General features: G+C 43.0%; 23 protein-coding genes. 10 read left to right on the top strand and 13 right to left on the bottom strand.

The genetic code is table 11. The features are described 5' to 3' along the window. Positions 1-68 precede the first annotated feature (68 nt). Both IMZ28_RS06625 and IMZ28_RS06620 read right to left on the bottom strand, forming a co-directional pair. Positions 69-320 (bottom strand): CDGSH iron-sulfur domain-containing protein, encoded by a 252-nt coding sequence (locus IMZ28_RS06625; protein ID WP_197547809.1) that lies wholly within the window; start codon positions 318-320, stop codon positions 69-71. Between the two features lie 179 nt (positions 321-499). Next, positions 500-1135: a hypothetical protein gene (locus IMZ28_RS06620; RefSeq protein ID WP_197547808.1), complete on the bottom strand. Its 636-nt coding sequence runs from the start codon at positions 1133-1135 to the stop codon at positions 500-502. Between the two features lie 118 nt (positions 1136-1253). On the opposite strand from IMZ28_RS06620, the gene IMZ28_RS06615 reads away from it, so the two are divergent. From IMZ28_RS06615 to IMZ28_RS06580, 8 genes are all read left to right on the top strand, one after another. Then, positions 1254-1895 carry a hypothetical protein gene (locus IMZ28_RS06615; RefSeq protein WP_197547807.1) on the top strand — a complete coding sequence of 214 codons (642 nt, stop codon included), beginning with the start codon at positions 1254-1256 and terminating at the stop codon, positions 1893-1895. A gap of 12 nt (positions 1896-1907) precedes the next feature. Then, on the top strand, positions 1908-2696 hold the full coding sequence (gene hypB / locus IMZ28_RS06610; RefSeq protein ID WP_197547806.1) for a hydrogenase nickel incorporation protein HypB: 789 nt from the start codon (positions 1908-1910) through the stop codon (positions 2694-2696). Between the two features lie 83 nt (positions 2697-2779). After that, complete coding sequence (locus tag IMZ28_RS06605) at positions 2780-3106, top strand: HypC/HybG/HupF family hydrogenase formation chaperone (protein WP_197547805.1); 327 nt, start codon at positions 2780-2782, stop codon at positions 3104-3106. Beyond that, a complete protein-coding gene (hypD, locus tag IMZ28_RS06600) occupies positions 3093-4244 on the top strand; it encodes a hydrogenase formation protein HypD (RefSeq protein ID WP_197547804.1) in 1152 nt (383 codons plus the stop codon). The genes IMZ28_RS06605 and hypD overlap by 14 nt, the downstream gene beginning before the upstream one ends. Before the next feature lie 100 nt (positions 4245-4344). Continuing rightward, a complete protein-coding gene (gene hypE, locus IMZ28_RS06595) occupies positions 4345-5337 on the top strand; it encodes a hydrogenase expression/formation protein HypE (RefSeq protein WP_197547803.1) in 993 nt (330 codons plus the stop codon). A 9-nt stretch (positions 5338-5346) separates the two neighbouring features. Beyond that, positions 5347-6981, top strand: coding sequence for a hydrogenase maturation protein (locus IMZ28_RS06590; RefSeq protein ID WP_197547802.1), 1635 nt, complete (start codon positions 5347-5349; stop codon positions 6979-6981). A gap of 78 nt (positions 6982-7059) precedes the next feature. After that, positions 7060-7401: a hydrogenase/urease nickel incorporation protein HypA gene (hypA, locus tag IMZ28_RS06585; protein WP_197547801.1), complete on the top strand. Its 342-nt coding sequence runs from the start codon at positions 7060-7062 to the stop codon at positions 7399-7401. 9 nt (positions 7402-7410) lie between these two features. Then, on the top strand, positions 7411-8163 hold the full coding sequence (locus tag IMZ28_RS06580) for a DUF695 domain-containing protein (protein ID WP_197547800.1): 753 nt from the start codon (positions 7411-7413) through the stop codon (positions 8161-8163). Here the strand turns inward: IMZ28_RS06580 and IMZ28_RS06575 are convergent. The 4 genes from IMZ28_RS06575 to IMZ28_RS06560 all read right to left on the bottom strand — a co-directional run bounded on the left by IMZ28_RS06575 (position 8153) and on the right by IMZ28_RS06560 (position 10516). After that, entirely contained in the window at positions 8153-8686 is a 534-nt protein-coding gene (locus IMZ28_RS06575; protein ID WP_197549812.1) for a HyaD/HybD family hydrogenase maturation endopeptidase, read from the bottom strand. The two genes, IMZ28_RS06580 and IMZ28_RS06575, sit on opposite strands and share 11 nt — an antisense overlap. Positions 8687-8693: 7 nt before the next feature. Beyond that, on the bottom strand, positions 8694-9071 hold the full coding sequence (locus IMZ28_RS06570; protein ID WP_197547799.1) for a YbgC/FadM family acyl-CoA thioesterase: 378 nt from the start codon (positions 9069-9071) through the stop codon (positions 8694-8696). Between the two features lie 333 nt (positions 9072-9404). Continuing rightward, positions 9405-10082 (bottom strand): nucleotidyl transferase AbiEii/AbiGii toxin family protein, encoded by a 678-nt coding sequence (locus tag IMZ28_RS06565; RefSeq protein WP_197547798.1) that lies wholly within the window; start codon positions 10080-10082, stop codon positions 9405-9407. Then, entirely contained in the window at positions 10079-10516 is a 438-nt protein-coding gene (locus IMZ28_RS06560) for a hypothetical protein (protein ID WP_197547797.1), read from the bottom strand. The genes IMZ28_RS06565 and IMZ28_RS06560 overlap by 4 nt, the downstream gene beginning before the upstream one ends. A gap of 466 nt (positions 10517-10982) precedes the next feature. On the opposite strand from IMZ28_RS06560, the gene IMZ28_RS06555 reads away from it, so the two are divergent. Both IMZ28_RS06555 and IMZ28_RS06550 read left to right on the top strand, forming a co-directional pair. Further along, positions 10983-12092 (top strand): multiheme c-type cytochrome, encoded by a 1110-nt coding sequence (locus IMZ28_RS06555; protein ID WP_197547796.1) that lies wholly within the window; start codon positions 10983-10985, stop codon positions 12090-12092. Positions 12093-12094: 2 nt separating this feature from the next. Next, positions 12095-12952: a hypothetical protein gene (locus IMZ28_RS06550; RefSeq protein WP_197547795.1), complete on the top strand. Its 858-nt coding sequence runs from the start codon at positions 12095-12097 to the stop codon at positions 12950-12952. 129 nt (positions 12953-13081) lie between these two features. On the opposite strand, the gene IMZ28_RS06545 is transcribed toward IMZ28_RS06550, so the two are convergent. The 7 genes from IMZ28_RS06545 to IMZ28_RS06515 all read right to left on the bottom strand — a co-directional run bounded on the left by IMZ28_RS06545 (position 13082) and on the right by IMZ28_RS06515 (position 21978). Further along, positions 13082-13834 (bottom strand): metal ABC transporter permease, encoded by a 753-nt coding sequence (locus tag IMZ28_RS06545; protein WP_197547794.1) that lies wholly within the window; start codon positions 13832-13834, stop codon positions 13082-13084. Continuing rightward, positions 13825-14706 (bottom strand): metal ABC transporter substrate-binding protein, encoded by an 882-nt coding sequence (locus IMZ28_RS06540; RefSeq protein ID WP_197547793.1) that lies wholly within the window; start codon positions 14704-14706, stop codon positions 13825-13827. Before IMZ28_RS06540 ends, IMZ28_RS06545 begins: the two co-directional genes overlap by 10 nt. 9 nt (positions 14707-14715) lie before the next feature. Beyond that, positions 14716-16023 carry a hypothetical protein gene (locus IMZ28_RS06535; protein WP_197547792.1) on the bottom strand — a complete coding sequence of 436 codons (1308 nt, stop codon included), beginning with the start codon at positions 16021-16023 and terminating at the stop codon, positions 14716-14718. Positions 16024-16125: 102 nt separating this feature from the next. Continuing rightward, positions 16126-16407 carry a hypothetical protein gene (locus tag IMZ28_RS06530; protein ID WP_197547791.1) on the bottom strand — a complete coding sequence of 94 codons (282 nt, stop codon included), beginning with the start codon at positions 16405-16407 and terminating at the stop codon, positions 16126-16128. Between the two features lie 188 nt (positions 16408-16595). Further along, positions 16596-19643 carry an efflux RND transporter permease subunit gene (locus tag IMZ28_RS06525; RefSeq protein WP_197547790.1) on the bottom strand — a complete coding sequence of 1016 codons (3048 nt, stop codon included), beginning with the start codon at positions 19641-19643 and terminating at the stop codon, positions 16596-16598. 9 nt (positions 19644-19652) lie between these two features. Continuing rightward, positions 19653-20810 (bottom strand): efflux RND transporter periplasmic adaptor subunit, encoded by a 1158-nt coding sequence (locus IMZ28_RS06520; protein ID WP_197547789.1) that lies wholly within the window; start codon positions 20808-20810, stop codon positions 19653-19655. Continuing rightward, positions 20803-21978 carry a TolC family protein gene (locus IMZ28_RS06515; protein ID WP_197547788.1) on the bottom strand — a complete coding sequence of 392 codons (1176 nt, stop codon included), beginning with the start codon at positions 21976-21978 and terminating at the stop codon, positions 20803-20805. The genes IMZ28_RS06520 and IMZ28_RS06515 overlap by 8 nt, the downstream gene beginning before the upstream one ends. Positions 21979-22054: the final 76 nt, after the last annotated feature.

Here is a 22054-nt window from a genome sequence, read left to right as displayed (position 1 = left end):
AATCACTCTTTCTCTATTTGTTTATGATAGTAGCATTCTGCCTTAAGGGTTTTCATACGGCTGTTTTCTCATGCATCAAGCAGAAAATCGAGTTCCAGCTTCTCACGTTTGGCATGTGTACCGTCACAGTAGGGAAGGTTACCGCTCTTTTTACAAAGACACAGCAGTGCTTCCCCGGTACGTGTGGCAGTGAATTTTATGGGGGTGAACTCTGTACCTTTATGGCTTCCGTTACAGATCACGCCGTCACTGCTTTTACCACAGGTACAAAAAGAGTAACTCTCCCCTTTTTTTACATAAGCTTTTACCGGGTATTTCATGTATACTCCTTTAACTGCATCTCAAACAACCCATCAGGGACACAAGGGTATTTAAGATGCTATACCGGTATTATAACCTATGGGCACCTCTAATAACCTCATACGCCCATAATGGGTTTTGCAGATGTGAGATTTTGCAAGAGGCTTTCAAGTCCTAGCCTAGAACAAAGCCGGCAATGTTATGAGCATATGGGGTTATTAGAGGTGCCCCTATTATTAAATCGCCATTCCGCCTCTTTTAGATAATAGATGAAACGTTCATCACTTACGCCTTTGAATTTGAGAATAAATGTTTCAAAGTATTCCCAGAAGTTTCGTATAGTGGAGCGCTCCTCGGAGAGTTTGGAGATCGTGTTGTAGCGAAGATACTTTTTGAGCAGCTTCTGCTCATCTCTGTTTTCAGGGTCGAATCCCAACCTGGTAACAGAAGGCATCATCAGGTTATAGACTTTTCCCTCATAGGCGAGGGTCAGAAAATGTTTGATCTTGCCAATATGCGTATCGGGTTCAAGGCTTTGGGGAAGGTAGAGATACTCATTGTAGTCATTGATCTTATGGCTGTTCTGATGGTACTTTTCATCGCACTCAAGGGCAAGTTTGTTGCGAAAGAGGTGATAATACTTCTGGACGGTTCCAAAATGCATCTTTGTCTGTAAAGCTGCTTCTCTGGAGGTCAGCCCGTTTATGAAGAGTTTATAAAGTATTTTTTCCCGTTCTATCTTTTTCGGGCTGAATTTGCGCTTACATTTGCTGCATTTACGCTGGCCGTTCGCCAGTTCGTAAGTATAGGGGTGTTTACAATAGAGACAATACATATGTTAGTATAACTTTTAGTCCCTGAAATAGAGTAGAAATATGCTTTTTAATTTGGACTTAATATTAAAAGACTATTATTTGATGTGAATCGTTATTCAGTAAAAAAAGGAGTCTCTTATGGAGTTATCATTGCTTTTGATCTTTTGGTACGGTATCTTGCATGCCTTCGGTCCCGATCACCTAACTGCCATAGCAGACTTCTCAATAGGAAAGAACAAACGTAAAACACTGCTGATTACAACACTTTTTGCTGTGGGGCATGGTTTAAGTCTTTTCCTCTTTGCAAAGCTTCTTGAGCATATGCCTATCTCTGAAGAGATACTGGGATGGGGAGATATTATCTCTGCAACAGTGATCATTGCCATGGGCTGCTATCTGCTTTTCATGGTGCTTACTGATCGCATACAGCTGGGAAAACATATGCATAACGGAAAAGAGCATATCCATATCTGGTTCGGAAAGTCACATGAACATGACGATACCATTGCCCAAAGCTCCTCTTTTACGATGGGGCTGTTGATGGGAGCCGGAGGTGTGAGAGGTATGCTTGTTACCCTTGGTGCGGTTGGCAGCGGACATGTCGACTTTGCCATGATAGGTGCCTTTACTGCCGGAGTGATGTTGATATTTGTCGGGTTCGGCCTGGTCATGCTCTATCTCAATGAGCACTTTTTGGGTAATATCGGCAATGTAAGACGTGCTTTTGCAACAGCGGGTATAGTATCGCTTATTGTAGGAAGCAATATATTAATAGGATAAGGAGAAAATAGAATGTGTACAGACTGCGGATGTAGTATTACAGAGAGTGCAATGGCGCATAGCCATAGCCATGGAGAGGATCATACTCATGACCAGAGCGGAGAACACCAAAAGGCGCATGAACATTTGCACCATAATCCTCAGCTTAATGATGCCAAGACCATCTCAATGATTCAGAAGATACTGGACAAGAATGACCATGAGGCTGAACATAACCGTGCACACCTGGAAAAAGCAGGGGTGCTGGGTATCAATCTGATGAGCAGCCCCGGCAGCGGTAAAACAACATTGCTGGAGTATCTTGCAGATGTGGCACCGTTCAAGTTCGGTGTGGTTGAAGGTGACCTGGAGACGAACAGAGATGCAGACAGACTTAAGGCCAAGGGGATCATTGCCGAACAGATACAGACAGGCTCTGCGTGTCATCTCGATGCCTTTATGGTGCATAAAGGATTGCACCATATTCCTTTGGATGAGGTGGATGTACTCTTTGTAGAGAATGTCGGAAACCTTGTCTGTCCTGCCAGTTATGATGTAGGAACCCACCTGAATATCGTACTTGTTTCCATTCCTGAAGGTGAGGATAAGATCGCCAAGTATCCGGTGATGTTCCGCCAGGCGGACCTGGTGCTTATTACCAAAACCGACTTGCTGCCGCATTTCAAGTATGATATTGAAGCGGAGAAAAAAGAGGCAAGACGTATCAAGCCAAATGTTGATATTCTGGAAGTGAACATCAATGATATCGGTTCGGTCAAGGCAGTGGCGGAGTGGATCGAGTTCAAAAGAAAAATGCGGTAGCATTTTCTCAATTAAAAATTAAAAACTGAAAAGTTAAAAACGAAGAATAATTGTTCTTAGCTTTTCGATCAAAAGGAGAAAAAGTGTGCTTATCTATCCCAAGTAAAGTAGTCAAGATCAATGAAGACAAAACAATGTGTACAGTTGATACAATGGGTGTACAGCGGGACGCGAATCTTATGATGATGGCCGATGATGAGGTCAAAGTAGGTGACTATGTATTGCTGCATATCGGTTTTGTTATGAACAAGATCGATGAGGAGGAGGCACTTGCCTCCATTGCTACCTACAAAGAGATACTGGAACTTATGGATGAAGAGGAGCGTAAACGGGCGATCCTTGAAGATGATGAATGTCCGGCACGGGGTGAGCAGTATGCCGAGGAGCTTGAAACAGATGGCAGGGCTTGAACTTAACAATCTGTATGATGACTTTCGTGACGGAAAGACGCTTCAGGCTTATGCCAGGATCATTGCTGAAGATGCGGCAAAGCTAGAGCGTCCTATTAACATCATGGAGGTGTGCGGAGGGCATACACACAGCATTATGAAGTTCGGTATTCCCCAGATGATGCCTGAGAATGTCAATTTTATCCATGGGCCGGGATGCCCTGTGTGTATTATGCCCAAAGAGCGTATAGATCATGCCTATGTCCTGGCAATGCAGCCGGATGTGATTTTGGTAACACTCGGAGACATGATCAAGGTACCGGGCTCTAACGGCAGTCTGCAGGATGCCAGAGCCAAAGGAGCGGATGTACGTTTTGTCTACTCTCCGATGGAGTGTATCAAGATCGCACAGGAGAACCCGGAGAAGAAGGTGATCTTCTTTGCGATCGGATTTGAGACAACCACACCGATGACAGCCGTGCTGCTTGACCAGGTGATCAAGCAGAATATCACCAATATCTTGTTTCACATTAATCATGTCACTGTACCGGAAGTGATGGTTGAGCTGATTGACAGCCGTGATATCCATGTGGACAGCTACAATAACAAGATCGATGCATTTTTGGGCCCCAGCCATGTAAGTGTCATTGCCGGAAGCAAGATTTATGAAAAGTTTCCCAAAGATTACGGAAGGCCTGTAGTGGTCAGCGGATTTGAGCCGGTGGATGTGATGGAAGGTATCAGTATGATCGTTAAGCAGTTTGTTGAAAAACGATGTGAGCTTGAAATACAGTATAAAAGAGTGGTGACCTATGAGGGTAACCTCAATGCACAAAAACTTATTGAGACCTACTTTGACAAGGTCGATCTCTTCAGATGGAGAGGACTGGGAAATGTTCCCGAGAGCGGATTGAAACTAAAAGATGGCTATGCCAAATATGATGCAGAAGTGATCTACAGAGATGTGTTGCCTATTGCAGAGATAGAGGACCATAAGTTATGTATCTGCGGAGATATACTAAGAGGGATGGCAAAGCCGCCTGAATGTACGATCTTCGGTACGGCGTGTAAGCCTACAACACCGATCGGTTCCTGTATGGTAAGCAGTGAAGGGGCTTGTGCGGCGTATTACAAATATGGAAACCTGATCACTTCGTGAAGTGAAGAATTAAGAGTGAATAGTGAATAGTTTATGTATGCATTGCAATGCAATGCTTTTATGAATACAAGGGTGTGTAACAACACACCAAGGAGAGAGAATGAACAAAACAATCACCATAGCCCACGGTAACGGTGGTGAAGAGAATAATGAACTTATAAAGAAGATTTTCTACAAACACTTTGAAAACGAGATCCTGTCCAAAAGTGAAGATGCCGCAGTGATACATAATGGCGAGTTGGCATTTACTACTGACTCTTTTACTGTCTCTCCACTCTTTTTTCCGGGAGGGGATATTGGCAAACTGGCAGTTTGCGGTACCTGTAACGATCTTGCGATGATGGGCGCCAAGCCAAAATATCTGACCTGTTCAGTTATTATAGAAGAGGGTTTCTCCACCCGTGAACTTGAGAAGATCGTACGCTCTATGAAAAAAGAGCTGGAGATAAATGGTGCGATGGTAGTGAGCGGTGATACCAAAGTCGTACCCAAAGGGAGTGTGGACAAACTTTTCATCAATACGACAGGAATAGGTGAGATAGAGCATACCGGTATCTCCTCTTCCAATCTGCAAGAGGGGATGAGTATTCTGATCAGCCGTGATGTAGGAGCACATGGTGCAACGATCTTTGCAGCAAGAGAGGGGATCATGCTTGAGAGCAGCCTGCAAACCGATTGTGCTTCACTCTATCCACAGGTAAAAGCGTTGATGGATGCGGGTATCAGGATTGTTGCAATGCGTGATGCTACACGAGGTGGTGTAGCCGCAGTGCTCAATGAGTGGGCAAAAGGAAGTGAAGTCTGCATTGAGATAGATGAGGAGAAGATTCCTGTTGCCGAAGAGGTAAGGGGTATCTGTGAAATGCTGGGGTTTGAAGCGGTCAATCTTGCCAATGAGGGAACATTTGTGTTGACGGTGAACAAAGAGGATGAAGCAAAAGCGTTGAAAGTACTGAAACACAATAATGAAAATGCTCAGATCATCGGTACGGTAACACGCCAGCATGACGGCAAAGTTATCCTCAACTCTTCCTGGGGAACGAAACGTTTTCTGGATCTGCCTACCGGTGAATTGCTGCCGAGAATCTGTTAAGAGAGCAAGATGAAAATACTCCTCCTTGTTACGGGCTTTAATTCGCTGACCCAGGCGATCTATACAAGACTCACAGACAAGGGCGAGACCGTAATCGTAGCGTATGCTCTCAATGAGCCACAGATGCTTGAAGAGATAAAGGCATTCGGGCCTGATCTGATCTTGTGCCCCTTTCTTAAACGTTATCTGCCGCCAAGTATTTATGAGAACTACCCAACCTTTATTTTCCACCCAGGTCCCAAAGGTGACAGAGGTCCGAATGCTTTGGAGTATGCATTGCAGAGCCATACCAAAGAGTGGGGAGTGGTGATACTCAGGGCCAATGAGGTGTATGACGGCGGAGATATCTATGCTCAGCAGCATTTTCAGGTACGGGATACATACAAGGCTTCTTTGTACCGTCAGGAGGTAGTGAAAGCTGCGCTTTCGGCTCTGGAGAAGTTCTTTGAAAACTGGAATGGGGGTAGATGTGAACTGCAGATACCCAACCCTATCCATGAACAGTTTACACAAGCCAAACGAGCTATTGATTGGGAGAAAGACAATACCCGGACCATCATTGAGAAGATACATCTTTCCGACTCTCATCCAGGGGTACTTGATGAGATACTGGGAGTACCGTGTTATCTGTATGGAGCATGGAGAGAAGAGAAGTTTCGGGGTGCCCCCAAAGAGATACTGGCAAAACGTGACGGGGCGATCTGCCTGGGGACATGTGACGGTGCTGTATGGATCAGTCATCTTAAAGAACCCGGCAGATTCAAACTGCCTGCCACCTATGTGCTCAAAGAGCGTCTTAAAGGGGTTAAAGAGGAGCGTTTGCCGCTGATCTTTGACCGGAGTTACGAAACTTTTTATGAGCTTGGCATGACAAAACGGGATAATGTGGCATACCTGCACTTTAACTTTCATAACGGTGCGATGAGTACCGCACAGTGTATCAGGCTCAAGTATGCGGTGGAGTATCTCAAAGAGGAGTGTGATGTACTGGTACTGATGGGAGGGCAGGATTTTTTCAGCAATGGTATCCACCTCAATATCCTTGAGGACAGTCAAAAACAGGGAGAGGACGGCTGGGCGAATATCAATGCAATGAATGATCTGATACGATCCATTCTCTTTGCTGACGAGGTGGTGACTATTGCATCATTTGGAAGTAATGCCGGTGCCGGTGGTGTTTTTCTCGGTCTCGCCTGTGACTATGTAGCCGGACGGAAGGGGGTGGTACTGAATCCACACTATAAGACTCTGGGGCTGACAGGCAGCGAGTACCATACCTATACTTTGCCAAAACGTGTAGGAGAGTGTACGGCACAGCAGCTTCTGGATGCTTGTCTGCCGATCTCTGTGGTACATGCAAAGGAGATAGGCATGGTGGATGCTGTGTTTGAAGATGAAGGTTATGAAGAGGCACTGCATGGCTATGCAAAAAGTAAAATAGATGATGATTTTCTCTGGGAGAAACAGGAGTATCTTGAAGTGCATAGAGAAGAAATAGAGGCATGTAAAGAGCGTGAAATTGAGGTGATGTACCCGGAGTTTTGGGAGGAAGAGAGTGTATTTCATTCTCTCAGGCGGGAGTTTGTCTACAAAGTATGCCCGGTGCAGACACCGAAGCGTTTGCAAGCGGGAAAGCAGGGGTGAGGTGTTGAATGTATGCATTGCATGCGAAGAAAACAGATCATCATATAGAACAGAAAATAAGACAAAGGATAATACAACATGCATGAATACAGTGTAGTTCAGGCACTGCTTAACCAATGTGAAGAGATAGCAGTGCAGAATGAAGCAGAAAAAGTGACCAAAGTGGTCTGCAAGATCGGAATGATGAGCGGTATTGAGACCCATCTTCTGCAAGTGGCTTTTGATACCTTTAAAGAGGGTACGATGTGTGAAGGTGCGGAGTTTGTGATCAATAAACAGAAGCTGAAGCTGGAGTGTCGGGAATGCGGACATGTTTTTGAAACGGATGAAGTACGCTACTACTGTACCAAGTGTGAAAGTTTGACGGTAAAGGTGCTTGACGGGGAAGATATGTACCTGATGAGCCTTGAAATGGAATAGGGAGAAGATATGCAAGAATACTGGGAACTTTATATGAAAAATCTGGAGGGGAATCCGGCATCTATCCTTTTTAATGCCGGGATCTCTATGGAGATGGATGAGATAAAATATATCTATCCGACGATCGCTTTTGTCAAAGTCAAGCTGAAAGAGCCAAATGAACGCGGCCTGCTTTCAGAAAACGAAGAGCCTGAGCTCTCCTATATAGAAGACAAACTTGAAGCATCACTGATCAAGTTTCGTATCGGGAAGTATGTGGGACGTGTGATCAGTGACGGATATGTAACCTTCCTTTACTATCTGCAGTTCACCTATAACTGGCAGGATTTTCTGGAATTCGCGCTTGATGAGTTTTCCCATTATGAGATATCCAGCGGTTTTCAGGATGACGGTGAGTGGAACTACTACCAAAAACTGCTTTATCCCACACCAAAAGAGTGGCAGATCATCCAGAACCACAAAGTGTGTGATGCGATGCGTACGAAAGAGGATAACCTGCATCTTCCTCGTGCAATAGAACATAAACTCTTTTTTACGGAAAACAGTGAAAGCAGAAATGTGTTACTTGAGAAACTGGAGAGCGAAGGGTTTAAAATACAGAATGAAATAGAGAATGAAGAGGGAATAAAAGGGGTGAGTTTTTACCGTATTGACAAACCATTCTATCATGATATTGATGAACTGACACTCTACCTCATAGATCTGCTTGAGGCACATGGTGCCAGCTATGACGGCTGGGAGACCAGTATCGTCAAATCATAACACCGGAAGGATCGTTGGCACGGTCAATGATCTCCTGTAGTGGTGTATGTACACTTTTGGGTACTGCCTCTATGCCCGCTTTTTTCAGATACTGCAAGACAACGGAAATATAATCTTCAAATGCCTCTTTAATAGTATCACTAAGTGCTATGTCAAAAGTGACGTGCTGAGGGATGATACCGATCAGCATGGTTTTGGGTATCCTGAGCTCTTGCAGCTCAAGCATATCCAGACACTGTATGACACCTATTTCATGTGCGCCGCCGCTGTTAAGTCCGTACCCGCCAAGCTCCTGGGCCGGAATGGCATAGATGGATGCAGGTGCATCATCAAGTTCAATGGAGTCAAGAATTACAATATGGTCATTTTCCATAAAGATATTGAGAAGGTTGATACCCTCGACTCCACCGTTAACAATGGTGATTTCCGGAGAGAAAGTATAGTTTTCATGGAGGTAGCTTGCAGCGTAAACCCCAAGGCCGTCATCTTTTTGCAGAACATTTCCAATACCCAGTATAACCATCGGCAACTCACTCTTCAGTTGTTGAAAAAAGTGTTCTGAACTTCTCAGGGATGCGGGAAACCCTTCCGTTCTCCATATAAACCAGAACGATCTCCATGCCAAAGAGCTTTTCCTTCTCCCTGTAGATCTCCTGAAGAAGGATGGCGGAGCTTCGTTTGAGCTGCAGTAACGTATTCTTTACAGTAAGCAGGTCTCCCAGCTTTGCACTACCTAAAAAATCTGCATTGATCTTTCGTACAACAAAACCGCTTTTTTCTCCAATACCGGGCATCATACCGTTGTTGAAAAATATATCGCTTCTGGCACGTTCACAGAAATTGATATATTTGGTATGATAGACAATACCCCCGGCATCAGTATCTTCATAATAGACCCGTATGTTCACTCTCTTACCCCTTTATACCGGTCACCTTGGAGACAAATCTTTTTAAAAGTGCCATAATGGTGTCCGTTTTTCTATTTTCTTAAAGCATATGTCGCTGTTGTGAAGCGAATGTATGTTCATGATTATACAGAATAGGGGCTTTGATACTATACCTTCTGTAGATATTTAGGTTTTTATACTAAAAGCACCAATTACGGAAATCAGGCAAACAAATACAATATACTTTACTTTGTTATATGATATGTATTACCTACTTTTTGTAGCTATTGGCGGAGCTGTGATATTTTTATTAAAAACTTAACAATATATCTTATGTTAAGTAGGCATATCCCTTTAGCGCACTATAAGATTTAACAACTCATTCTTTAATTTGTCATACTCTCTCAAATCCATCACACCATTCTCAATCCCCTCAAAATCAAAAGGATCTTCCTTTTTTGCTTTGAGCAGATCGATGATATGTTCCGGACGGTAGGTGATGCGATAGTGTGTGATTGTTTGTAGTAAATCTTTCCCGCTAAATCTGCAATGTTTGAACATGTAAACTACATCGTACAGATCACGGATTTTGTTTCGATCGAGTAGCAAAAGCACTTTGAGCTTGAAAATGCTCTCTACAGAAGCGATTCGCAATGTTCCCAGCTGGGTACCTGTGTCGTTTTGGAGTATTTTGCTCTCGTAGATATTGCTGGAAGGATTGATCACGAAATCGACTTTGACACCGTTGATAATGTACCGTTGCATAAGCTCGTGAATATCGCCGCCTTCGTTGATGGCGGTATCGATAATAGCTCTGTCAAACTCCAAAGAGGTAACATCTTCAAAAGTTTCCAAGAAATCCATGGAAGGCAGTTTCTCTGCGAATGGAAAGCAGATATCCAGATCGAAGCTTTCTCGATGTTTCAAATGGTATGCCAATGCCGTACCACCCATCAAAATGGCTTGATGCTCGGCAAACATATCGATTTGAGAAAACCGCTCCAGTAGTGTTTGGGTCTGAGGATTGATCATGCGGCGCTCTGATGATCTTGCAGATAGGCGGTGACACTTTCAATGAGTTTGTCACTCACACGCTCTTTGTGTTTGAGCAAAGCAGCAAGGATCCGCTCCCAACCGAAAAACTCGGCAAGCTTTTGCACGGCAAAATCGTTATAGGCTCTTTGGAGCGTGGCGACGATGAAGATATCCACCGGTACTTTCTTGTCGGGATCGTTGTTCCAGAGGATCGCTTTGGGTAAGCCGGCTTCGATCAGCTCACCGGCAGTGACATAGGCTTTGGACGTGGGCATATTGCGAAGTAGGATCATCGCATAGTTTGGTACCTCTCCCGACTTTTTCCAGCCGGCGACGGTGTAGTAGGGAATACTGCTGTAGGCAGAAAAGGCTTTTTTACTGATACCTTTGGCTTTAAGTAAAGTCTCGAATGCTTTGTGATCTATTTTCATAGTTGTCATTTTAACCAATTTAAGTAAATTTGTCAATTTGACAAATTTTGAAGGAAATCATTGAGTTGGATAATATATGGGAAGTTGTTATTTATCTAATGCAGTTTGTGGTGATATAAGGTAAAACCACCGTGCCCAAAACTGTGCCCATTTTTACGCTTAAAGCTGCTTTTTCAAGGGAAGAGTAAAAACGAAAAGCCCGATAAATAGGGGCTTTGATACTACACCTTACAGGAGAAGATTGTTTCTTTGAAACATGCGATCAAAAAAGAGTCCCAATTCAATGCCAAGGTACGGCTCAATATGCAGCGGAACTATTCATCGGCTGCTCATTGTCCCTCGAATTAGAATTCTATTGTAGTTATTTGGATTTAAATTTTGGATAATGAAGTGGCATTTCTCTTTTTAATATAAAATAAAGTTAACATTATTATAATCCTTACTATTATACTATTAAGGGAAAAAAGTGTTAAAACTCACTTCATTTATATTTATCGTTTCGCTGCTTGTTGCAAATGACCAAGTGCATCATTTTGCCAAAAACCAAGAGTGTAAAAGTTGTCATAGTCAAATCTACAATGAGTTTGAAGGCTCTATGCATACACACTCAATTCCACAAAAAGACCCCATTCACAATGCTGTGTGGAGCAAACACCCACATAACCAAAAAGAGCAACGCTATGCATGTGGCAAATGCCACACTCCCGCTGCAAACAACCTGGATAAAATGAAAACAAAAGGGAAAAAAGCTCTTCCGGATGTAACAAATGTCACACATACAGATGGTATTTCATGTGCGTATTGTCATAGAATAGAGAGGATTGAAAAACATAAAATATCTAACATAAACATCATTGCAACGCAAGAGAAAAACTATTTTGGTACACGCAAAGAGCATGCGAAATCTCCATTTCATAAAATATCTACAAATGAAAACAGGCTTATGGAAAATGGTAATGTCTGCATCGGGTGTCATTCGCACAAGGCAAATAAATTTGGTTTAAATGTCTGCTCGACAAATATAGCCAATGAGATGGATGGCGCGAACTGTGTAAGCTGTCATATGCTACAGGTAAAAGGGAGTGTTTCAGATATGACACAAAGAAAGACCCATGCTTTTCATGGTTTTGCAGGGAGCCATTTTCACTCCGATATGCTTCAAAAGTATGTCAATATCTCCCTTTTGAGAGAGATTGATGATTTTGTGGTAAATATCGACAACCAAACATCACACGCACTTCTTTTGCATCCTCTAAGAGTTGGCATATTAAAAGTAAGCGTAAACAGAGGCGGAAAAAAGATACAACTCAAAGATGAAGTTTTTGTGCGAGTTATAGGGCATAACGGAAAACCTGCTATGCCATGGAAAGCTTCAACTACACTGCGTGATACCATGATAAAAGCAAACGAAAAAAGAAGCGTAAAGTATGATTTTGCTTTACAAAAAGGGGATAGTGTAGAGGTTGTTTTAGGTTGGTACCTTGTAAATCCCAATGCAGCAAAAAAACTTAATCTGCAAAATGAAAAAATAGCAACAGATTTTGTAGAGTTTAAAAAAGAGAGATTTGAATTTTGATGATGAAAAAAATTTTTACATTTTTGTGTATAGCCTTAAATCTTTATGGTGTGGAGTTTCAGCCCATCCATTCAAGTATGCAGCTCTACTTCGAGAGTAAAGATTTTGACAACTCCAAACAAAAGATAGATGGAGTTGTGTATGGCATTGGCGGAGATCTGCATATACAAAACTCTGAAATAAGATTTGCCTATGAGCGTGGAAAGACACAAACAAAACAGCCGCCGCTAAGAGATGACCTTGATGTGGAAAAACTCTTTTTGCGTTATGCTTATGCACCTAATAAAAGTTTTGCTTTAAACCTGAATTATCTTACCGTCTTGTATGACAATATCGCCATAACGGACGGTGGAGATGCTTACGGTGCGGGGATAAGCTACTTTCCTTCCAAAAAGCTTGGTCTGAATTTTACCCAATATTATACAGATTACAAAGATTTTGATGTTTATCAGAGTAATGTTAACATAGACTTTAAAATACAAATAGGTGCATATAAAATAAAGCTGACTTCTGAAAATCTCTACATCAACATCGATGAAGAGAACCAAAATACATTTACAAAGAATGCAAAAGAGAGCTACTTTACTTCCGCCGTGAAGCTGCATGCTCATTACAACAGTTGGCACTTCGGGACGGCCGCTTATTTTGGCAAGAGAGCCTTTGCAATTATGAATGACGGCTTAAAACTGCAACACCATGCCATGGAGTTTGACAGAGCTTATGCCGTAGGAGTTGGAAAAAGCATTGGCAATGCTGTTGTTAGACTACAGTACATCTACCAGAGGGCAACGGAGCTGCCGTTAAAAAATGAAAATGTGGAAGTAAAGAACATAAGAGCTATTGTAAATTATAAATTTTAAAATTGCGGGGTGATTTTACCCCGCGATCCTATCTGCGCGCGCTGATGTGAGCCATTTGATACCACCCCTTTTTAGGTTTTCATCTAAAAGCTTTTGAAACAGATCTCTTATAGGTTGGGTATTATTCCACTATCCTGTTTTTTGATCACTCAATATCAAAGCACTCAGGATACCGGAAAGGGAAGCAATAAATACAATCGTATATCCGGTTGGCAGATCAAAAAAATATGAGATGATCATAGCAAAGATAATAATGAAAGAGCCTGTTATCCATGAAAAGGGAAGTTTGGCAAATTTTGTTTGAAGCAGGGAAATAAAAGCAGGTACAATAAGCAGTACAAAAACTACCAGAACACCTGCAAGTTGTACGGAAGAGGTAACGGTTAATGCAAGCAGACCAAAAAACAACATCTCTTTTGCAATGCCTGTAAACTTAGGATAAAAAAATGCAAATAAGGCACTAATAATACTATAGAGGATCAATGGTTCCCAGAGGTCGGATGATGCAGTGAACAGAATATCTGTTGCCTGAAGTTTGTTGAAAAGCTCTGTTCCCTGTGTTGTATTGGAAAGTAAAACAATAATACTGCTGGCCCCCAAGGCATACAGCATACCGATAAAGGCTTCAATATGTTTTACACGATAGGTTGCCAAAGAGATAAGAAATGCTCCAGTCAGTGCAAAAACAAGTGTAAGCACAAAAGTATGCTTTCCTTCAAAAAACAGGAGACTTACTGCTACCCCAATGGCTGCGAATTGGCCAATGGCAAGATCGGTAAATATAACTCCGCGCCTAATGATCTCCAGTCCAAACATTGAATGAATGAATACTAGTAAAATGGCCAGGGCAAAAGCCGGCCACAAGAGTGATATCAGTGACATAACCGTTTTGCCATTGTTTCATAAAATGTTCTTAATGTATCTGTACCGCTGACGGCACTGACATCGTGTGGTACAACCATAACCTTTGCATCTGTTTTGGCTGCTATAAAATGAGCTGTCTTACTCTCATGATACGGGTCTTGTAAAATGGTTTTTATGTGTTCTTTTTTTATTTTTCTGATCAACGCAATAGTATGTTTTGAACTTGGAGAGATACCAGGAAGCGGTTCTATCGTAGCAACTGCATTTATATCGTAACGTCTGAGTATATAGTTGTACAGTTCATGATACTGTACCACTTTTTTACCTTTGCATGTTTGCATCTGCGCATCAAAAATTTTCAAAAATTTTTTCCATTCTCTGCTGAATTTAGTCAGATTATGATGATATTCCTGTGCATGGGCCTCGTCAAGTTTGGAGAGTTTTTCAGTGATATAGTTGGCTATAGGGATGATATTGTGTGGATCAGTACTAAAGTGTGGATTTCCTTCCGGATGCACATCTCCATAGGCACGGGAAACAGATTTTGGCTTGTCAATGAGTTTGACGGCATGACTGGCATCGACAAAGCCTTTTGCACCTATTTGCACTTTTGGATTGTTGGCACTTTTGATCAAAGGCGGCAGCCAGCCTGTTTCCAGCCCGGCACCGTTGGCTATAAGTATATCTGCCCGTGCAATGGCAGGGATGAGCGAAGGTTTGGGAATAATGAAATGTGGATCAAATTTTGGCGAAGCAAGAACTTTGACTCTAACATTTTCTCCTCCGACAGCTTTTACGATCTTGCCCAGATAGGGATAGCTTGCCACGACATTGAGCTGTGCAGATGCCATAGCCGATAATAATATGAAGATAGAGAATATGTTTTTCATCTTCTACTCCTAAAATGCATGTGCACTGTGTGCACCGGCTTCGATGGTAAATCCTAAGAGGATCTCGGAAATGTTTTTACGCTGATCCTCTGTACCAAAGGACTTTGATCTGTCATAGGTGTACTGAAGTCTGAATTTTGTGAACTCAAACGGTTTGTACTCCAGCATAGCTGTATATCGGTCAAGATCGTCGGGTTGATCGGAGATATTTTTAAAGAGATCGTCATAGCGGATACCTGCTGCCCAGTTTCGGTCATACTGATAGATCAGTTGTGTATAATATCCGGCCTGCTTATCTGATCCATTATCTGTTTTTTTATCACGATAGAGCAATTCGGATTGCCATAAAAGAGTACTGTAACTGTCCAAGGCTGCCTTAACGGTAAGGTCAGCACCATAGAGATCGGTATTGTGTCCATCTTCATTTTTCCCATGTGCTATGGATGTGCCGGCAAGGAGCGTAGTTGTATCTGTGAGGTCAAAACTGCTTTTGAGATATCCTATGTAGAGGTTGTTCTGCTCTGTGTTTCCGAAGCTGACATCGTTGCTGCCCTGCATCGTTTCAAATCCAGCCATCAGATAGATATCGGCAGGAAACACCCACTGAAGCTGTACACCTGCATCATTGATACCCTCAGCACCAAGAAATGCTTCAAAAGCAAGAGGTTTTGAAGTAAAGTTCCATGCATGTTGATGGATCGCATTGATACGCCCGAATTCACTTCTGAACTTTCCTGCCTTGGCACGAAGGCCATATGGTAAAGCACGGGAAGTGATATAGGCTTCTTCGATCTCAAATGCATCCGGATGCAGATGGAAGATCGCATCTGCATCAAAGTAGGGACCTACCGTTGAGTGTAGAGAAACTTCCGCATAGTTAAAGTTAAATCCACGGTTTTTGTTAAAAGGGATCTCACTCTCTTCACCGGTAATATATTCGCTGAATCCCGGTATCCAATAGGTTTCATACGTGCTGTTGTCCACATTTCTTCCAACTGCTGAACCGTTCAGAATCAATGCAATATCAGGCAGAAAAGAGCCTTGGTCAAAGGTTGCAGAAGATGCTTGCACAGTTTTAGGGGTATTGGCAACAGTTGTTGACTGTTTTTCCTTAGATCCATTTAGTATTGCATTTTTCTCCAGCTCTTTATTGGCAGTGATCGTTGCTTGTTTGTTTTCAAGCTCTTCCACACGTTTGATTAAGGATTGTGTTATGCGTATCTGTTGGGCTAATTGTGCTTTGAGTTGTGCCAGGTCGCTTTGTGCAAAAAGTGTTGCAGAAGCAGCCAGAGACATTATTATTATTTTTTTTGTCATGCTTGTTCTCCTAAAATAGTGAAAAATAAAATAGTATGCATTACTCACTTTTTAAGTCGAGGCTTCGAAACGAGTAAATTAATGCTGGTTGTTTGATTGATTTTAGAAGAAAAAAGGAGGTGCTTGTGCGTTAAAACCTTTTGTAATACCAAGGTAAAAAACTGTTTCATAAAATATGATCTGTTTAGAATCTCTATCCCAAACTACAGAAAGAACACCAGATTCAGGTATATCTCCGCTATGAAGGTTTTTAGCGACTACACAGACTTTACAGTCATCATGGGATGCGAGTGCATCATGATGGATATGTGCTGCTCCCAGATAGGAAGAGAAAAGATAGAAAAAGAGGAGAAAACGTATAGTATACTGTTTTGCGTATCTCACAGACTCCTCCTCTTTTTTTGAAAGTATATTCTATTTTTTATTTAGTATGGATTCCAGTATTACTATATGCAGATGAAAATCACCAGTACAATTATGCTAGTCCCCGTAAGACCATATCGTTGTGTATCCTGTTTCTATTAATACGGGCTTTGACTCTTCTCTTCCTGAAAAAATACTGCACACAAAAACTACTTTTTTCTAAAAAACAATACATACAACCCAGGCAATACCAATAACGTTAATACTGTGGATGAAATGATACCTCCGGTCACAACCACTGAAAGAGGATACTGGATCTCGGAGCCGACACCTGTGGCATAGAGGAGAGGTAAAATACCAAACAGTGTGGTAAACGCTGTCATCAGTACAGGTCTCAACCGTAACAATGTTGCATCTTTTACCAGGTCAACTGTTTTTACATGGGGGAATTTATTGCCTAATTCATCTATGAAAGAGACGAGTACGATCCCATTTAGTATAGCAATGGCAAAAATGGCAATGAACCCGACAATAGCAGACACACTCAGGTACTCACCGCTGATCAGAAGTCCGACAATACCGCCTATGAGTCCCAGCGGTACACCCAGTAAAATAAGAAAAGCTTTTTTAAATGAATTGAATGCGGTATAGAGCAGCAACAGTATCAGCAGCAGTGTAACAGGAATGATCAAAGCCAGAGTCGCTGTGGCTTCCTGCATATTTTTGAAATCTCCTGCCCACTTGATGTAGTATCCGTCAGGTATATGCACATCTTTTTTGATCTTTTCATTGGCCTCTTCGACAAACGAAGCAATGTCCCTCTCCTCCACTTCCATAGAGAGCACCATATAACGACTCAGGTCCTCACGCTTGATGAAGGCAGGTCCCTGAACGACTCTGATGTCACAAACTTCATCCAGACGTACCATTTTTCCCGTATTGCTGCGTAACAGCACAGCTTTGATAGAGGAGATATCTTTTTTTGCCCCTTTTATTTTTGGAACAATACCAAAACGGCGGATACCTTCTATCTTCTCTGTAACAGGCTCTTCTCCTATACCGTTTCGAATAATACGCATCACTTCATCAACACTGATCCCATAACGCGAAAGTGCCAGATAGTCAGGACGTATGGTGATCTGTGCCTGTCCAAGCTGTGATTCTGTTTCCGGTCTCTCCAACCCTTTAATACCTGAAACTGCCTGCTGGATCTCAACGGCTATGTTCTCCATGACTTTCTGGTCTTCACCGTATATTTTGACAGCAAGTTCTGCTTTTACGCCTTCAAGGAGCTCCTCAATACGCATAGCAATAGGCTGTGTCGGTATGAACTGTACATAAGGAAAGGCTTTTTGCAATGTTTCTGTCATTCTGTGTGCCAGTGTTTCTATCTCTTTGAGCTCAGGTTTGAGGGTAAGAAGCACTTCCATGTAGTTGGCCTGGGCAGTTTCACCTTTTTCGCTTCGTCCGATCATGGAGAGTACGGAGGTGACTTCATCGGGATAGTGTGCCAGGATGTATTTTTCGATGGCCTTTCCGGTCTCTACACTTTGTCCCAGAGCAGTTCCGGGAATTGCAATGACACGGTACATGATGGACTCTTCATTGAGTTCTGGCATGAATTCCCGTCCCTGCTGTGCAAGCAGTACGATAAGGATCGTAAAAACAGCAAAGGTGAGGGTGATGATTTTTTTGGCGTTATGCAGCGCAAATTCCAGCATAGGGGTGTAGAAGCTTTTAATAGCACTCATGAGCGGGGAGTTGGAGTGCCTGCCTGTTTTAAGCAGCATAAATGAGAGTACGGGTACCAGCAGCAGGGCAACAGCCAGTGAACCCAGCATAACAAAGACGATATCCAGAGCCATAGGCGTGTAGAGTTTGCCTGCCAGTCCTTCAAGACTTAAGAGGGGGATAAATACGACCGTGATGATAAGGAGGGCAAAAATAACCGGCTTGGCAACCTCTGCCGTTGCTGTGGAGATCACTTCTGCACGTCCAAGCCTAGGATTGTCATGCAGCAGTCTAAAGCTGTTTTCAACCACAACGATGGTACCATCCACGATCATTCCGATGGCAACAGCAAGCCCACTGAGACTCATCAGGTTTGCCGACATGCCATACTCCTTCATCATTAAAAATGCTATCAGAAGTGAGAGCGGCAGTGAAACAATGACAATAAATGCCGAACGCAGCTCAAAGAGGAATAGAAAGAGCACAATGGCGACAAGAACGGAGCCTGTCAAAAGAGCGGATGTCATCGTATTTACTGCTTTATGGGTAATCTCGGTTCTGTCGTAGATGGTTTTGATGTGCACTCCTTTGGGAAGTGCAGCATTGACTGTTGGGAGTTTCTCTTTTATCGATTCGACGACTTTGGCTGCATTGGTACCGCTTCTTTGGAGTACCATGCCGAACATCGCCTCTTTTCCGTCAATGGTCACCGCACCGAAACGAGGTGCTTTCCCCTTTTTGACCTCTGCCACATCAGAAATGGTAACGGCAATGGCATCCTTGCTGCGTATGACACTGTTTTTAATGTCATCAAGTGTCCTGTAAAAGCCCGCACCGCGAATAAGATACTGTTCCCGGTTGAACTCCAGATACTGCCCTCCGGCGGACATATTGGAGCGCTCCAGCGCTTTAATGATCTCATCATAGGTAACGTTGGCTGCCTGAAGGCGTTTGGGATCAATGAGAACTTCATACTGTTTGTCAAAGCCTCCCCAGCCTATGACCTCCTCCACACCGTCAACGGATTTGAGCAGCGGAGATACGACATACTCCTGCAGTTCACGCAGTCTGGTTAAAGAGAGTTTCCCGCTGCTGTCTGTGATCTGATACCAGAAAACCTGTCCCAGTCCGGTCGTGTTTGGTCCCATAGCGGGTTTTCCCCAGCCTTTTGGTATCTCTATAGTATTGAGCCGCTCGGTGACCAGCTGCCGGAGAAAGTAGGTATCGTAACTGTCTTCAAAAAAGATAGAGACATAGGAGAGTCCGAAGATCGAGTTGGAGAGGATCATCTTTACTCCGGGGAGTCCGGACATGGCAGATTCGATGGGATAGGTGATGAGCTTCTCAATATCCTCTGCCGAGTTCCCCGGGCTTTCGGTGTAGATGACCACCTGTTTGGGTGTGATGTCAGGAAAGGCATCCACCGGGATATCTTTGTAGGCTTTGTAACCGAAACCGGCAATGGCAATAAAGAGGGCAAGTACTAAAAATTTATACTGTATGAGCAGTTGGAAAAATCGTTTCATAAGCTGCTCCTAGTGACCATGCCCGCCAAGGGATGATTTGAGCAGCATTGATTTGACAAAGTAAACGCCCTTAGAGACATATAATTCGCCTTCTTCCACGCCTTCAACAGCGACATCATCTCCGTAAAAAGCGATGATTTTGACCACTTTCGGTCTATAGGGTGCCTCGTCATGCTCTCCCTCATGTTCTTTTTCAGCTTCATGGTCATGTGCACTCTCTTTTTCCTCTTCTGCTTCCTCTTTTGCATGATCACCGTGACCCTCTTCTTTCATGCGCTCTTCTCCATGTTCAGTTTCAACAAATACAACCCATTCGCCCCGGAAGAGGGAGAGAGAAGATCTTTTTACAATAAGCGATTTAGCAGAAGGCTCAAGTGAGATCTCCATTTGGGTAAAGGCATTGATGAGCATGTTCCCAGGGTGCTCTTTCATCCTGAAAAGCACCTTGGCACGCTGTGTCTCTTCATCAACAGTCGGGAGAAGCTGTACAAAGTGTGCGGGGTACTTCTTGCCGGCAACAGTAACAAAACCGGTTGTTTTGCCGGTAACCTTCATGGCATCGTCGACACTGAGGTAGGCAACAGCATAGTAGGCACCTTGGTTAATAACGGACATCAGTGTATCTTCTGCATTGACATTGGAGTGGAGGGGAACGAATATCTCTCCCACAACACCGTCAGCATGGGCATAAAGTATGAACTGGTCGGTTGCTCCTTTGACCTCAGAAGCTTTGATCCCCAGGGAATTCAGCTGAGACTCAAGGGTATTTTGTTTTGCCAGCAGATCTTCTGATTCGATAATGATCTGGTTGAGTTCATTTTGAGATGTCAAACCTTTCATGTAGAGTTTTTCTGCTGTGGCAAGTTTTTCTTTGGCTGCTTTGACCTGTTGTCTGAGAGCGACATATTTCGCAGACATTTTCGAGAGCTCGATAGACTCTATGAGTGCTACTCTCTCTCCTGTATGTACATACTCTCCTGTTGTGACAAAATATTTCTCAACATGTCCCCGAAGGCGGGATACGATCTTCTGTTTCTGGTCAGAAAGCTGGGTGATCTGGGCATTCGCCCTGACGATCTTTCCCATTGGCTTCAGCTGTACGCGTTCTATGCTGATCTGGCTTGAAAAAGCCAAAACAGGCAGTAAAAAAAGTATATATCTATTCATTGTAGTTTCCTTGTAAAAAATGTAATTCTATTTTTTGGTCATTGATCATTTTTTCGGTTTGAAGCAGGGTTTTTTTTGTCTGTATAAGCTTGTTTTTCGCTCTCATAAGCTCAAAGAGAGAGCCCTTTGAGATCTTGTAGCCTTCCTGAAGAAGAGCCGCAAGCTCCTGCTGCTCTTTTTGCAGTGTCCTGAGTACCAGGTACTGCTGTGAAAGCTCTCTTATAGAATCTTTAAGCATCCGTTTCTGAGACTCTATTTCAATAGAGAGCTGTTCGTTATCCAGCATTGTCTGCATTATTTTGAGTTTTGCCAGCATTCTCTCTTCACTTCGGTCATTGTTAATGGAGAGAGGAATATTTACACCTATACGTAGAATGCTCTGGTCAGGTTCCTCTTCGATACCGGCAACGAGATCGAAATTCCGAAAAGTGCTCCTGTTTATGCTGTGATCACTCCGGTAGAGCTTCTTTTTTGCCTGAAGCAGAAGCTGCTGAGGACTCAGTTGTGTACTGTTTCGTGTTTCCGGAGAGACAGAGTATATGAACTTTTTCTCCAGGGGAACCTTTTTAGTCAATCCTGCTATGGCAAGCAGTTGGCTGTAGAGTTCGTTGAGTTGCTGCCTGATGGCATAGGTCTGTGTTTTGAGTGTGAGAGTCTCTGTTCTTGCCCGAAGGAAGGCAACACGGTTTTCCGATCCGCTTTTATAGCGTTCCTTGACTATGGCCGAAATTCTCTTTGAGAGTCTGTACTCCTGCTGCATCAGTGTCAGCATCTTACTCTGGTAGACATAGTGTGTGTAGAGGATTTCAAGTGTTTTGATATATCCGGCTTTTCCCTGGGTTACAAATGCTTTGCTTAAAAGCATCGTTGCCCGGGCTTTTTCCTGCAGACCATCCCTATAGTTTTCTGTACGGATGGTCTGGGAAATACCGGCGGCATATCCAAAACTCTCTCCTCCGGCCTTTTTATTGTAGTTTGAGACCTCAAGGTTCAAGGAGGGGTTGGAGCTTCTTAGAAGTATCTTGTTTTTCTGTCGGGTCATTTGCAGTGAGAGTTCCTGAGCTTGCAGTATCTTTGAGTGTTTCAGGGTATGTGCTTTGAATTGTACATAACTCATTGCATCAAGATTTAGGGAAAGCAGGATAAACAGTAGAGCAAGTTGTTTCATGTTTTTTGTCTCCATACGGTTTTTACACTATTAACGTATGTGCACTCAGAAAATGTAAGCAGTAGATATGGCATAG

Origin of the sequence: Sulfurovum indicum (assembly GCF_014931715.1) — a bacterium.
GTDB lineage: Bacteria > Campylobacterota > Campylobacteria > Campylobacterales > Sulfurovaceae > Sulfurovum > Sulfurovum indicum.
Note: the sequence above shows the minus strand (reverse complement) of the source record. Positions and strands in the feature narration are given on the sequence as shown.

What these genes read in the sequence shown, in the direction of transcription:
- IMZ28_RS06625 (WP_197547809.1), bottom strand. Translation starts at nt 320, where the DNA reads ATGAAATACCCGGTAAAAGCTTATGTAAAAAAAGGGGAGAGTTACTCT.
- IMZ28_RS06620 (WP_197547808.1), bottom strand. Translation starts at nt 1,135, where the DNA reads ATGTATTGTCTCTATTGTAAACACCCCTATACTTACGAACTGGCGAAC.
- IMZ28_RS06615 (WP_197547807.1), top strand. Translation starts at nt 1,254, where the DNA reads ATGGAGTTATCATTGCTTTTGATCTTTTGGTACGGTATCTTGCATGCC.
- hypB (WP_197547806.1), top strand. Translation starts at nt 1,908, where the DNA reads ATGTGTACAGACTGCGGATGTAGTATTACAGAGAGTGCAATGGCGCAT.
- hypD (WP_197547804.1), top strand. Translation starts at nt 3,093, where the DNA reads ATGGCAGGGCTTGAACTTAACAATCTGTATGATGACTTTCGTGACGGA.
- hypE (WP_197547803.1), top strand. Translation starts at nt 4,345, where the DNA reads ATGAACAAAACAATCACCATAGCCCACGGTAACGGTGGTGAAGAGAAT.
- IMZ28_RS06590 (WP_197547802.1), top strand. Translation starts at nt 5,347, where the DNA reads ATGAAAATACTCCTCCTTGTTACGGGCTTTAATTCGCTGACCCAGGCG.
- hypA (WP_197547801.1), top strand. Translation starts at nt 7,060, where the DNA reads ATGCATGAATACAGTGTAGTTCAGGCACTGCTTAACCAATGTGAAGAG.
- IMZ28_RS06580 (WP_197547800.1), top strand. Translation starts at nt 7,411, where the DNA reads ATGCAAGAATACTGGGAACTTTATATGAAAAATCTGGAGGGGAATCCG.
- IMZ28_RS06575 (WP_197549812.1), bottom strand. Translation starts at nt 8,686, where the DNA reads ATGGTTATACTGGGTATTGGAAATGTTCTGCAAAAAGATGACGGCCTT.
- IMZ28_RS06565 (WP_197547798.1), bottom strand. Translation starts at nt 10,082, where the DNA reads ATGATCAATCCTCAGACCCAAACACTACTGGAGCGGTTTTCTCAAATC.
- IMZ28_RS06560 (WP_197547797.1), bottom strand. Translation starts at nt 10,516, where the DNA reads ATGAAAATAGATCACAAAGCATTCGAGACTTTACTTAAAGCCAAAGGT.
- IMZ28_RS06550 (WP_197547795.1), top strand. Translation starts at nt 12,095, where the DNA reads ATGAAAAAAATTTTTACATTTTTGTGTATAGCCTTAAATCTTTATGGT.
- IMZ28_RS06545 (WP_197547794.1), bottom strand. Translation starts at nt 13,834, where the DNA reads ATGTCACTGATATCACTCTTGTGGCCGGCTTTTGCCCTGGCCATTTTA.
- IMZ28_RS06540 (WP_197547793.1), bottom strand. Translation starts at nt 14,706, where the DNA reads ATGAAAAACATATTCTCTATCTTCATATTATTATCGGCTATGGCATCT.
- IMZ28_RS06535 (WP_197547792.1), bottom strand. Translation starts at nt 16,023, where the DNA reads ATGACAAAAAAAATAATAATAATGTCTCTGGCTGCTTCTGCAACACTT.
- IMZ28_RS06525 (WP_197547790.1), bottom strand. Translation starts at nt 19,643, where the DNA reads ATGAAACGATTTTTCCAACTGCTCATACAGTATAAATTTTTAGTACTT.
- IMZ28_RS06520 (WP_197547789.1), bottom strand. Translation starts at nt 20,810, where the DNA reads ATGAATAGATATATACTTTTTTTACTGCCTGTTTTGGCTTTTTCAAGC.
- IMZ28_RS06515 (WP_197547788.1), bottom strand. Translation starts at nt 21,978, where the DNA reads ATGAAACAACTTGCTCTACTGTTTATCCTGCTTTCCCTAAATCTTGAT.